Origin of the sequence: Corynebacterium faecale, from assembly GCF_030408735.1 — a bacterium.
Lineage (GTDB): Bacteria > Actinomycetota > Actinomycetes > Mycobacteriales > Mycobacteriaceae > Corynebacterium > Corynebacterium faecale.
The window spans coordinates 117,641-130,892 of record NZ_CP047204.1; the positions used below are offsets into that span (position 1 = coordinate 117,641).

At 58.9% G+C, this 13,252-nt stretch carries 10 protein-coding genes; 6 read left to right on the plus strand and 4 right to left on the minus strand.

Features of this window, described 5'->3' with window-relative positions:
- Positions 1-151: 151 nt before the first annotated feature.
- Entirely contained in the window at positions 152-466 is a 315-nt protein-coding gene (locus CFAEC_RS00550; RefSeq protein WP_290277834.1) for an NINE protein, read from the plus strand.
- Positions 467-552: 86 nt separating this feature from the next.
- Here CFAEC_RS00550 and cysR read toward each other — a convergent pair whose 3' ends face one another.
- Together cysR and CFAEC_RS00560 are read right to left on the minus strand one after the other, a co-directional pair.
- Positions 553-1,713, minus strand: a complete 1,161-nt coding sequence (cysR, locus tag CFAEC_RS00555; protein WP_290277837.1) for a transcriptional regulator CysR — start codon at positions 1,711-1,713, stop codon at positions 553-555.
- Positions 1,714-1,933: 220 nt separating this feature from the next.
- Complete coding sequence (locus CFAEC_RS00560) at positions 1,934-3,226, minus strand: MFS transporter (RefSeq protein WP_290277840.1); 1,293 nt, start codon at positions 3,224-3,226, stop codon at positions 1,934-1,936.
- Positions 3,227-3,471: 245 nt separating this feature from the next.
- On the opposite strand from CFAEC_RS00560, the gene CFAEC_RS00565 reads away from it, so the two are divergent.
- The 5 genes from CFAEC_RS00565 to CFAEC_RS00585 all read left to right on the plus strand — a co-directional run bounded on the left by CFAEC_RS00565 (position 3,472) and on the right by CFAEC_RS00585 (position 11,684).
- Complete coding sequence (locus tag CFAEC_RS00565) at positions 3,472-5,442, plus strand: hypothetical protein (protein ID WP_290277843.1); 1,971 nt, start codon at positions 3,472-3,474, stop codon at positions 5,440-5,442.
- A gap of 54 nt (positions 5,443-5,496) precedes the next feature.
- Complete coding sequence (locus tag CFAEC_RS00570) at positions 5,497-7,053, plus strand: hypothetical protein (RefSeq protein WP_290277845.1); 1,557 nt, start codon at positions 5,497-5,499, stop codon at positions 7,051-7,053.
- Positions 7,050-8,486 (plus strand): glycosyltransferase, encoded by a 1,437-nt coding sequence (locus tag CFAEC_RS00575; protein WP_290277848.1) that lies wholly within the window; start codon positions 7,050-7,052, stop codon positions 8,484-8,486. Before CFAEC_RS00570 ends, CFAEC_RS00575 begins: the two co-directional genes overlap by 4 nt.
- A gap of 8 nt (positions 8,487-8,494) precedes the next feature.
- Complete coding sequence (locus CFAEC_RS00580; RefSeq protein ID WP_290277849.1) at positions 8,495-10,345, plus strand: ArnT family glycosyltransferase; 1,851 nt, start codon at positions 8,495-8,497, stop codon at positions 10,343-10,345.
- Positions 10,346-10,931: 586 nt separating this feature from the next.
- A complete protein-coding gene (locus CFAEC_RS00585) occupies positions 10,932-11,684 on the plus strand; it encodes a sulfite exporter TauE/SafE family protein (protein ID WP_290277851.1) in 753 nt (250 codons plus the stop codon).
- A gap of 30 nt (positions 11,685-11,714) precedes the next feature.
- Here CFAEC_RS00585 and CFAEC_RS00590 read toward each other — a convergent pair whose 3' ends face one another.
- A complete protein-coding gene (locus CFAEC_RS00590; protein WP_435384244.1) occupies positions 11,715-12,620 on the minus strand; it encodes an EamA family transporter in 906 nt (301 codons plus the stop codon).
- A gap of 61 nt (positions 12,621-12,681) precedes the next feature.
- Complete coding sequence (gene panD / locus CFAEC_RS00595; protein ID WP_290277856.1) at positions 12,682-13,092, minus strand: aspartate 1-decarboxylase; 411 nt, start codon at positions 13,090-13,092, stop codon at positions 12,682-12,684.
- Between the last annotated feature and the right edge of the window lie 160 nt (positions 13,093-13,252).

The following is a 13,252-nucleotide window of genomic DNA, read 5'->3' on the forward strand; positions in this document are numbered from 1 at the left end:
GGTGGGTACACCTTTTTATCAGCCGGATAACGGTGCGGATGACCAGGCGGCTAATACATATCCCCATGTGGGAAATGCCCCACCTCCGCAGTGGGCTCAGCCTCCGGCGCAGCCACAGTGGGGCGGGGGTTATGAGGCACAGTCATACAATGTGCCACAGCATCACGGGGCATCTATGCCACAGTTCCAGCAGTACCAGCCCCAACCCCAGCAGAAGAGCATGATCCTGGCAGCTCTGCTGGCGTTGTTCCTGGGCAACCTGGGTGTGCACAACTTCTACCTGGGTTATACCCGTGCTGGACTCATGCAGGTCGGGCTGACCGTGGCGGGATGGGTGTTGTCCATCGTGCTCATCGGGTTCCTCTTCCTCTTCGTGGTGGGCGCCTGGGCACTGATTGATTTCTTCCGGATTCTGCTGCGCAGTGGTCGCCTCAAGTTTGATTCCCGGGGTGTCCCGCTCCTCTGACCTCATCTGGAAAGCATGAAGCTCCGAGTCACCACGATTGTTTGTGGGGGCTCGGAGCTTTGTCTTTATGTATGTGTGACCAGGGGTTAGCTGGCTGCCTCTTCCGGCACCAGTGCCAATGGGGTGTTCAGCAACCGGTCCAGGGCTACGGCGCGGGCAGCGGCGCGGACGTTTTCGCGGTGGGTGGGGATGAGACGGAGTTCGATATCGCGGTTGTATTCCTTCTTCAGCTCTGCGGCGAAGACGGAACGACCCTTCTGGTCTTCGGAGAATGCCGAACCGGACAGCACGAGCGTGGAGGGGTTGAGGTCGTGGGCGGCGGCAGCTGCGGCGTGGGCCAGGAGGGCGGCGCGTTCGTCGAGAAGCGTTCTGGCCTTGTTGTTCTTATCGGCCTGGGCAACCAGATCGGTGAGGGTATCGGCATAGATGCCCTGGTCGGAGACGCGGTTGAGGAAGCCCTGGGTGTTCAAGGCGTCCTCGGGGCTCATGCCGTGGGTGTCCAGCGCGGAGTTGCCGGCGGCCTGTAGCGGTCCGACGACGTGGACGCCGGTGCTGTCGCTGTAGGCGGCGCCGACGGAATCATCGGCGTAGAAGGTGAGGGTGACCGGGGTGTTTTTATCCGGGCGGGGGAGAGGGGCGGCCTGCAGTTCTGAGGCGGCGATGGCCGGAATGGCGGAGGCGATGGTGGCGGGCACGCTGAACTGGTAGTTCATGCGTCCTGCGATATCGACAGCGTTCCACCCGAGGTTATTGGCGGTGACCACACCGGAGGTGGTGACCTTGCCGGAGGTGGCCACACCGATGCCCACGAGTGGCAGGTCGATGCCGGTGGTCAGGCGGTTAACACCGGCGATGAGATGCTCGAGGAAGGTGTCCGGATCCAGCTCGATGGCGGACTTCTCCAGGATGCTGTCGCGGAGCGTGCGGCCCCGGGTATCGAAGAGTGCGATATAGGACGACCTCGTGCCAATTGCTACACCTGCGTGGATCCAGGGGCTCGGCGCCAGTTCAAGAGGAATATTCGGTCGACCGGGGCCGGTGGACTGCGTGAGATCGGGGCGCTCACGGACAAGGCCCGCCTGCATCAGCGCGGTGACCGCACGGGTCACCGTCGGCTGGGAGAGTGCGGTCGCTTCGACGAGCTCATTGCGGATGAGCTGCTGACCGAGACGGATATGATGCATGCACTTCGCGGCCGGGGTCGACGGGCGGGCGAAGGAAGCTGAGAACTGGGCCTGATTTGGCATGAATGAAACAATAGCCAATCGTAGACAACACTGTCTAATTTCCAGGCAGCAGCATAGACAGCATAGTCTATTTTGGGGGTGGGGGTGCTCACGTTTCCGCTGGTTGTCGGCGTGGCTCCGTTTGCCGTCCCCGTAATTGGGGGTCTTATAAGAAAAATCTTATCAACGATCGCCCTACCCCTTACCCAACCTTGCAGGGGGTGAAACAGTGAACTTCTTCTCAAGATTCCGGGCCTGTTTCATCCACTGTCGGGTGTGGTCGGCGGTAGCGCCAGAACTTGGGAACCGACACCATGCATACAAAGGTTAGTACTACTACTGCCACGCCTCCCCACAGGGTCGTCCAACCAGCGCCCCACGGTTCGGCCAACCAACCGTGCAGCACATCCGCCAGGCGTGGCCCGCCGACGACAACGATGATCCACACTCCCTGGATCCTGCCCTGCACATGTTCCGCGGCCGATTGTTGGAGGATGGCATTACGCACCGCGGAGCTGAACATATCCGCCATCCCCCCGATCACCATCATCAGGATGAACAACCATGCCCAGTAGGTGACCTGCCCGGGACTCATCAAAATAGCCACGCCACCCAGTGCCACCGCGGCACCCCAGGTGATGATGCACCAATACACCGCCACACCCTGACGGCTGATCCTGGACACCCACCCGGAGAACACCCCGCCCAGAACAGCACCCAGAGCCATGGAGGAATAGAGGAAGGCCAGCATCGTTGCACCGGCTGCTCCACCGCCGAAACTCACCTCGGCAATCTCTGGATACAGGGCGCGGGGCATGCCGAAGGTCATGGCAATCAGATCCAGCAGCATCACCATCAGCAGCACCGGCTGTCCCATGAGGTATCTCAGGCCATCCACCACACTGGCTAAACCTGCCTTCATCACTTCACCCACAGGCTTCATTGACGGCAGTGCCCACACCGCCCACAATGTCGGGGCAATGGAGAGCACGTCAATGAAATACAACCACCCGAAACCGATCAGAGGGATGAGCGCCCCGGCCAACAGCGGCCCCACGATCGCACCGGTCTGCATGAGCAGCATGTTCAAAGAAGTGCCCGCAGCCAGCTGATCAATGGGGAGCAGGCGCCGGAGAATCGCCGTGCGCGTCGGCTGGTTCACCGCAAAGAATGCCTGTTGGAGGGCGAAGTTGATCAACAACACCCAGATATTGGTGTTGCCCAGAATGGTCAACAGCCAGAAACCCGCCGTGGTGGCAATCAGGCCGATGGTGGTGCAGATGAGCACGATGCGTTTATCAAAGGCATCGGCGATGGACCCTCCATAGAGGCCGAAGATCACCAGCGGGACCAAACCGAACATGCCGGTCAGGCCCACATAGGCCGAAGAACCGGTCATCTGATAGATCTGAACCGGCACCGCCACCACGGTGAGCTGAGCGCCCAGCACCGTTGCCACGTTTCCCAACCACAAGCGTTTGAAGGCAGGAACCCGGAAGGGGCGGGTGTCCGCGAAGATATCTTTGAAACTCACGCGCCACACCTTAGCCCCATCTGGCTGGAGTGTTGCCAAGGTGGCGCTGGTCAGCCAACCGTGGCGGGCGGCCCGCGCCGGCGGGAGGGGCGGGGCGGAGCGTCGATAAGCATTGTCTGGTTACGGCATGCCTTCGATAAAACCGGTTATGCGCCACCCCGATTTCGACTCTTTTCTGAAGGTGTTAGCACAGTTATAATCTCTGGGGTGAGAAGCCGTGCGCTTTGGAAAAATAAGGAGAACCCATGCCATTTTTGAAGGGATCCATCCGCAGGGCCACTGCTGCACTGCTGGCGGGCGGATTATTAATGGCATCGTCAGCGGTTGCGCCGGCGACAGCCCAGGAGACAATTATTTCCACGGCGGATCTCGGATTGGGTGACACCGCTGTATTTCTCGGGCGCAGCGCAGAAGTGCCCTTCACCATCGCCGTCCCGGCCGGGACCACACCTGAGGTACTGACCGGAACTTTTCAACTTCCCACCGACTTCGACGGTGGTGTCATTGAGTTGTACAGCGGTGATCGGCTCCTGGATTCTCAGACGCTGGAGGTGGAGGGATTCCTCGCCGATGTGGAGATCCCCCTTGCGCAGGTCCCGGTGGAGGAGGGACTGGCGGGATTCACCCTGCGCGCAGTGATGAATGTGACAGGCGACCAGTGGTGTCGTGAGATTCCCGAGTTAACTTTGATCAATGGTGAAGTCCGCTATGCCGGGGAGTCCACACGGCCAGAGGTGGTCGCAGATTTTCTTCCACCGATCCTTCGCACCCTCAGCATCTATGTTCCGGCAGACCCATCTGAGGCTGTGCAGCAGGCGACTCTTGAGCTGGCGACATCCATGGCCTCCGTGTACCGAGCAACCGGAGTGGAGGTGCAGGTGATCGGCCTGCCGGAGGGCAGCACCCAACCGAGTGCCCCAGCCGGGAGCGGTGAACGAAATATCGTACTCAGTGACACCGGCACCGCCGGAATCGAACTGATCAATCCCGGCAGCGATGATGTATTCCTCCGTATCAATGGAGAGGATCAACGGATCTTTGATCAAGCCCGTCTTCTCACTGATTCCCTCCTCCCGCTTGCTGCGGATGACCAGGTCACAGGCAGCGGATTCGGAGCGATCCCCGATGTCTCCACCGACATGGCCACCCTGACGGCGTTGGGAAATTTCAACCTGACATCGGAATCCGTCGCCAGGACTGCTGTTTTCGTGGGAATCGAACGGTCACAATTGAGGCCTTTCGTGGAATCCTTCGATGTTCACCTCACCGGCAACTACACCCCTCTGCCTGCCAATAACAGTGGCCAGATCACCACGCGGATTGGAGATACGGTCCTGGATTATTTCACCGTGGATAATTCCGGTGTCATTGACCGCACTATCTCCGTCCCCGGTGAACTGATCGATCGCTTCACGCAACTGGTGGTGGAGTATCACACCACCGGCGAGATCACCTGTGGCACCACCCAGCCGGTGGGTTTGACCATTGATGGGGACAGTCTGGTCACCACACAGCACACCGATGTTCCTATTCTGACCGGATTTCAATCACTACCGCAGGCCTTCCAACCGACAGTCGATGTGGCGATGACCAACGGCGATGTGGCGGATCTGTCTCGGGCGGCCAGCATCCTGACCGGAGTGCAGTCCCTCAGCAACGTCCGTGTCCGCCCAGAGCTGGTTTCCTGGGAGGATGCAGTGACCAGTACCCGTGCCACCCTGTTCATTGATGCAGAAGGCGAACGGGTTGAGGACCTGCCACGATATATTGCCGAAGCCGGCATCAACATGACCGTGGTCACGCGCGATGGTTCCGGCGGGGTATCCGGGGAGCCGACACCGGAGGATCTGGAATACGCCCGACAGCTCACCCTCAATAGGGATATTGCGGCCGGTGGCATTCAGGCTGTCTGGGACGCTGAGGTGAACCGTATGATCCTGGTGGCATCCTCCAACCAGAGTGCGCGCCAGCTCGATGGTGTGATCAGCTGGTTGGCTGAGGATGATTCCCGCTGGGCTCAGCTCCGGGGGGATGTGATCGCCCAGGTGTTGGATCGGACTCCCGTTGATTTGGAAGTGGCAGGACGCCCTGATCAGCCATCCAACCGGGCAACCGTCTGGATGGCGGTGGCGGTGGCCGCGGTGGTTATCGCGGTGGCCGTGGCAGCATCTCTCCTTGTCTCCCGCAGGTCACGGAAGCCTGCCGCACATGAGTAACTGGGACAGCCCGGGGAAAAGCTGTGGCAACCGCGCATGGACAGGTTCGCGACCATGACTTCTGAAAACAAAGACCCGCAGGCCAAACCGCCACTGGAATCCGCATCAGTTGAGCCGGGTGTCCAGTTCGCTACGACCGCTGCTGCTGATCTGTCTGTTCCAGACTTCCCGGAGAAGAAACCGGACATGGGCCTTTACACCCTGCGTGGACTCGTGCTGTTTGTTGGTCTTGTGGTGGCCTTCCATGACACTTTCGCCAGAATTTTCGAGGTGGGGTTCATCGGATTCGAGCACGATATCCTCCTCGTGCTGCTCATGTCCATTGTGCTTTTCATCGGGCTCGACAGGAAACGGGCGCGGGCTCTGAATATCCATGACCGCGAGGTGGACTACATCATCGGCGGCATAGCGTTGATCATTGCCGTCACGATCAAAACCCTCCTTTTGCCGAGATTTGTGGAATGGGATGCGCTCCTGCGACTGGATATCCTCGCCATCCTGGTCTATATTTTCGGCGCTTCAGGTCTGCTCTTCGGGATGCGTTCCACACTGCACTTCGCACCCGGATGGGCGGTGTTGTTCCTGTACAATCCACCGGTTCACCTCATAGTGAGCACGGTGGTGGGTGGTGGTTGGTTGGGCATGGCGGTAGCCAATGTTATCGGCATGTCACTGGCAGTGACGGTAGCGCTGAACCGTGATCTGGTTCAGAAGATCTATTTCGGACTGTTCACACTGGTGCTGGGGCTCATAATCACAGTTGTCATGCGGTTGATCGTCCTCCCACCGACGTTTCTCACACATGTTCCGGGAATCGTGGCCACCGTGGTTGTCGTCTACAACACCTCTCGCGGTGTGCCCGGGCAGTGGGCACTGTTCAGACGACGCAACCCCACCGTGAAAAACGCCCGCTTGGCCACAATCCTCGTTGTGGTTGCCGCGGTGATACTCGCATTAAATCCTGTTCCCCGTAGCCCCTGGGATCCGGACCTCCTGCCAGATGGCCCCTCGAGGACACCCACTCCGGGAATTTCCGTACCTCCAGACTGGGAGATCACCGGTTACCAGGATTATGAATGGGCAAGCCGATACTTCGGACCGGGATCCTCCTTGATCAGGCAGCAACTCACCTCCCGTGAGTACAACGCCGACTGGAATAGATCAGGACTGGTACGCACCGTCATGGTGGATACCCTTCTGGCCACTGATTACTACCAGGCCAGAGCTTTTGGGGATGAGACTCTCTACTCCACACTGACCGGTAGGCGCTCGGAACCGCTCGAGGTGGATCTGGGTTATGGCATCCAGGGTCGGGTTTACACCGTCCTGGATGAATCAGACTTTCTCACCTATACCAAGTTGGTGTTCTCGTGGATCAAGGAAGACAACGTGGTGGAGAACATCAGCATCATCGCCGTGGATGATCACCGTCCAGAGGCCCGCTTTCCACAGCTGGCACCGTCACTCGCAATGATGCTGACCCAGGTGATCACCATCCTGCTCCGGGGTAATGCGGTGACCGTGGATACGGAGACGGAATACAAGGACTTGGATCTGGTCACGGAGGCTGCCCGGGATATTGTCAGCTGGCAGATGGAGAGGAAGCGATGATTCTCACACTCGATTCTCCCGAGAAGGATAAGCGGGCAGCACTGATTGATGCCATCGACGGCCTCCGCCTGAAGGCACCCCTGGAATCTGCAGCCATGGCATTCACCCGAAGCCAGAAAATCATTTTCATCATCCTGATCGTGGTGTTCGTCATACTCATGGTGTTCGCGCCCCTGGTGGCGTTGATTACCCTCACCGGTGTATGCACCCTGATATATGTGGTCACCCTGACGGACAGATTCATCATGTTCCGTAAAGGGCTCCGCGCGGATGCCATCATGAGAGTTACTGATGCGGAGGCCCGTGCGGTCCCACTGGAGAGGTTGAAGTCCTACACCATCCTGGTGCCCGCCTATGGAGAACCGGAGGTGATCGCCCAGCTGGTTACAGCCATGAACGCCCTTGACTATCCACGACACCTCCTCCAGGTGCTCCTCATGCTGGAGGAGGATGATCTACCCACCATTGAGGAAGCCGAACGTGCCAACCTGGGGGAGATCTCCACGATCATCAAGGTGCCGCCGGCTCAACCACGTACTAAACCGAAGGCCTGCAATTACGGGCTGCATTTCGCCACCGGTGAGATCGTGACCATCTTCGATGCTGAGGACATTCCCGATCCCCTGCAGCTGCGCCGGGTGGTGGTGGCTTTCGAACGGTCCCCTGGGAACACGGCGTGTGTTCAATCGAGGTTGTCCTACCGAAATGCCCGGCAGAACCTCCTCACCGGGTGGTTCACCATCGAATATGATGTGTGGTTCAACTTCCTGCTCCCCGGCATCATGCGCATGAATGCACCTGTTCCCCTCGGCGGGACATCTAACCACCTGGTGACGGATGTACTGCGGAAACTGGGAGCGTGGGATCCCTATAATGTCACCGAGGATGCTGATCTCGGTGTCCGGATCAAGGCCCATGGTTATAACACCGCGGTTCTGGATTCAGTTACCTGGGAGGAAGCCAACTCCGACACCATCAACTGGTTGCGCCAACGTTCGCGCTGGTACAAGGGGTATCTGCAGACGTGGTTGGTGTACATGCGACGCCCCGGCTGGTTGGTACGCGAACTTGGTATGTTGCCTGCCCTCCGGTTCACCTTCCTCATGGCTGGCACCCCGATCGTTGCCGTTTTGAATCTGCTCTTCTGGTATTTGTCACTGACATGGATACTGGGCCAACCAGCCACGATCGCCGCGATTTTCCCGCCACTGGTCTACTATCCAGCTCTCATCTGCCTCATCCTTGGAAATGCAGCAACCATGTACATGAACCTCATAGGATGCAGGGAGGGACGTGATCCGCTGTTGGTGATTGCTGTGTTGACCTTCCCGCTGTACTGGCTGCTCATGAGTATCGCCGCGTTGAAAGGCACCTGGCAGCTGATCACCAGGCCGTCCTATTGGGAGAAAACCGCCCACGGATTGGAAGCGTGAATCCAACCATGACCATCTCCACAAAAGGTGGCGCCACCAGGGACAGCTCTGAGAAAGGCATTTCCCGGAAAAACGTCTCCCGGAAACCGATTAAAGACCCCGCACTGGTTGGTCTACCCCAGTCTGCGCGGATGCCTAACCTGCCACGCCTGTCCCCGGTGTTGCCCAGCTCCATGGTGGCAGGATTCCCGGAGCGGAAGGACTGGGGCAGGCAGGGCAACCTCGTCTTTGTGATCACCCTGTCCATTTATATGGTGATGGCCTGTTGGTTGGCTTTTGATGTGCAGTTTTACCTGGGTGATGCATTGTCACGGACCCAGGCTGCAGAGTCCGTCCTCTATTCCCGGAATCCGAACCTGGCGGTGATGGGATTCATCTTCACTCCGCTGACCACCATCGCCCAGCTGCCCCTGGCTGCCCTTGCACCGCTGCTGCCTGAACTCACGAACACGGGTTTATCAGGGGCGGTAGTCTCTGCTTTGTTCATGGCGGGTGCCTGCAGACAGCTGTGGCTCATCGCCGCTGAACGTGATGCTCCCCGCTGGTACGCAGTGATCGCGGTGGGGATGTTCGCAGTGCATCCGATGATCCTGATCTACGGTGCTGTGGGAATGAGTGAGGCACCGTTCATCTTCGGGGTGCTGTGGGCCTCCCGGCGGTTGATCCGATGGACCTCCACCGATGATGTGCATGATCTCATCGTCGCCGGTTTCGCTTTCGCTGTGGCATTCCTCGCCAGGTATGACGCCCTCGTGATGGCCTTTGTTGTGATGCTGCTGGTGGGGGCAACGGTGTGGAGGGCCCGCCACCGACGGAACTGGACTGATCGTTTCGGATTCGCTTTTCTAGATATGTTGGTCTTGGTGTGGCCCATTGGCCTGGCCTTCCTCACGTGGACCGTCGCCAGTTGGATGTCCACGGGTGAGCTGCTTGCCCAGTTCACTTCGCAGTACGGAAACTCAGCCATTATCGAGCAGGAGAGTGGTGGCCCCACAGGTCTCCCAGCACTCATGGATGCTCTTTACCGGATTCTCCTCATCGCGCCAGCCCTTCCGGTGCTGCTTATTGTGGTGGTCTTCTTCTCCCTGAGGCGAAAGGATGTTGAACCCTATTTCCCGATCGTGATCATGTTGACGGTGTTGGCCTTCCAGACCCTCACTTATACTCTTGGGTCTACGTTCGGATTTCTGAGATTCTTCATCATTGCGATCGCCCTGACTTCAGTGCTGCTCATCCAGGTCATTCCTCCGGGCGGGAGGTTCCCCACTCTCAGGCCGGGAGCGACCTATATTGATCGGCGTACCGCCCGGGCTCCGCGGACCGGAACCAAGGTGTTCTTCCTCCTCCTGGTGCTGATTGGCACAGTCATCACCACCGTGGGCATGGGATCTCCGAAGTGGGCACCGCAGGAGTTCGCCTTGAAACAGGCGATTCCATTGGTAGACAAGGGCACCGTGGCGGAGCAGGAATATCGTCTCCGCATGCTGAAGACCTTTTCCACGGAACGATATATCGCCAATCACCTGGATTCGCTCAACCTCGGGGAGGCACAGGTGCTGACCTCGGTCACCAGCAGCTTCGCGGTGCTGACCTCATCGCAGAACCAGAAGCAGTTTGTGATCCCCTCGGATGAGGACTTCATCACTGCTTTGAATAACCCTTCTGAAGCCGGTCTGCGGTATCTCCTGGTGTCCTCTCCTGAAATGGGGGAACGTGTTGATCCCATCAACATGCGCTACCCCGAACTGTATGAAACAGGATCCGGTATCGCCACGCTGGAGCTGGAATTCCAGAATCAGGGCGTGGGCCAACCTGACTGGCGTCTCTATCGCGTGCTCAGTGTTCCAGAGGAACAGTAGGATCAGGATGATGCATGGTGGGCCTCAGCCGAGCAAACGGGCAGCCGAGCAGCCGGGCAGCCGGGCAGCCGGGCAGCCGGTCATCCGGGCGGCCCAGGTGTACTTCCCGGTGACGTTGTGAACGCGTTGCCAGGGAGTTCACCTGCAGGCATCATCGCCGCAGCCGACACTGCAGCCGGTATTGCCGCCACTTTTGGGTTTGCCGGCGCCAATTACTGGAGGAGTAGTTTTTAGACGCTATGAATACAGAAAAATACATAAATGAAGAATCCAAATTAAAAGAAACAAAGACCTATAGTTCAGGTCTATTCAAATTTGGAGTATTTATTGCGGTAACAGGAACACTGCTTTTAGTCCTGCGACTTTTTCTAGGTGAATACTCTGCCCTGGGAATAACATCCAATCTTCTGATTATCTTATCTGGCGCATTTATTGCGTGGAAACCATTTCTGAACTAACGAAAGTAGAGTTCTCTAAACCCGCGCCTCAAACCCGCGCCTCCACTGACTCGGAAAGGGGGGATAGGGCAACGACGCGGTGGATTCAGTTATACCTTTGTCCGCTGAAGGATCTATTCTGATTCATCGTGTTAACCATCGCCACTGTCCTCCTCGCATCGGTCCTCATCGGTGCCATCCTGCAGCGCATCACCGGCCTCGGCGTCGGTCTGGTTGCAGGTCCTGTCCTCACCGCCCTGCTCGGTCCACTGGCCGGTATCACGATGGTCAACGGACTGTCCATCATCAACGCGGTCAATAATGCCTGGTCGGTGCGCAAACGCACCGATTGGAAGCGTTTTCGTGTGCTGGCCGGTGCGTTGATCGTCGGTTCCCTCCCCGCGGTCCTGGTGGTGCATCTGCTCAATGGCCCGTGGCTGCTCATCGTCGTGGGCGCCCTGGTGCTGCTGGCGTTGAGCATCTCCCTGTTCCCCACGGAGAAGTTCCGCATCGATGAACACGCCCGGGGTCCGATGATCCTCTTCGGCATCATCGGCGGTTTCATGTCCACCGTCGCGGGTATCGCCGGACCGGCGCTGACCGTGTACGCCAGGCTCTCCCGTTGGGATTACCGCGACTTCGTGGCCACCCTCCACCCGATTCTGCTGGTGGCCAACACGGTGTCCTTCCTACTCAAGGTCATCCTCATCGGTGGTCTCGATTTTGGTGGAGCACCGGCATGGCTGTGGATCAGCGCGGTCGCGATGATCTTCGTGGGCGCCTGGTTGGGTGAGCGTGTCAACGCGAAGATCTCCACCCCGATGGCGAAACGCCTGGCCACTTTCCTGGCCGCGGCGGGTGCCACCGTGGTGCTGGTGCGTGGCCTCATGGAGCTTTTGTAGAAGATCACATGCCTGAGCAGGATTAACTGCTCAGACGTTTTCCTTATGGAGGACCACCGGTGCGGGCGACACCCGTGAGCGGCGTAGTCCATCCAGCGCCAGGATCATCAGGGAGATGCCCAACAGGCCGTAAACCACACCGTCGCTGATCCCCAGGGTTTCACCGAGCAGCAGTGCCGCGATGAACAACAGGAGTGGCTCCCCATAACTGAGCAGACCGAATACCGGCATGGTCAGCAGGGTTGATGCGGCGAGGTACAACACCATGGCCAGGCATCCTGCGAAACCCGCAATCATCACCAGGGTCATCGAGGTGCCATCGGCGGGATCGCTGACGCTGACCAGCAACAGGATGGCCAGGGGGCTGAGCACGATCACCTCCGCTCCATAAGCGAAGGCGTTGTTCAGTCCGGTTGCCTTGCGGATCCCGAAGTAGAGGGCGTACCCGGCAGCGATGGCCAGTGTCACCCAGGACAACTGCGCGGAGATGAGGAATTTGATGCCCACCGCCACCACGGCGATCCCCACCGCCCACCACTGCAGGTGACTGATGTCGTCCTTGAAGAAGAACCGGCCCACCGCCACCAGGAAGATCGGCAGCAGCAGATAACCCAGGGAGGCATCCAACGCATGCCCTTTGGGGGCCCAGGCGAATAACCACAGTTGGAGGGCTATGAGGAGGACCAAGGCCACGAAGGCGAGCGGGCGCCAACGGGTGGCCGTGGCTGCCCTCCAGAAATCCCCACACAGTTGTCGGCCTGCCGGCACCATGAGCAGGATCAGATAACACGCTGCGGTGATCAGGACCCGCCAGGCCACGATGGTTTCCGCGCGGGCATCAATCGCCCCGGAGATGAAGAAGATGATGCCGAACAGGAGGGAGGCCAGAACCGAGGTCACCACTCCTGCGGGGGATGTTCGCGTCACTGTTTCCATTCGCCTCTCTCTTATCCCGCTTATGGAAGGGGTGCTGGTGTATCAGGCGTCGAAAAGCGCTTTAAAGAGAGCGCGAGCTCAGCAGACCCGAGCCGGGGATGGGGGCGCCGGGATCGTTGCCGAGGGCCACGATCCGGTTGTCGGAGTCCACGTGGACGATGCTCGGTTCATAGGCCTTGGCCTCAGCGTCGGTGGCCTGGAGGTAGCTCATGATGATGACCAGGTCACCGGGGTTGATGAGGTGGGCGGCGGCACCGTTGATGCAGATGCTTCCCGTGCCGGCGTCGCCGGTGATCACGTAGGTGTCCAGGCGGGCGCCGTTGGTGATGTCCACGACGGACACTTTCTCACCTTCGATGAGGCCGGCGGCGTTGACCAGGTCGGCATCAATGGTGATGGAACCGACATAGTCGAGGTCAGCCTGGGTGACGGTTGCGCGGTGGATCTTGCTTCCGAGAATGGTACGCAGCATGTAGGGGGTCCTTCGGGGAACAGCGTGGAGATGGCACCTCAGGGGAAGTGCTGAATAATGCCGTTAAGGGTAGAGCGTGGCGGTCCTTAGGTCAAAGAAAGTTGATGGATGCGTTCATCTGGATCGATTCAAGTGTGGGGTAGGGGTGCCCTGGTTCTTG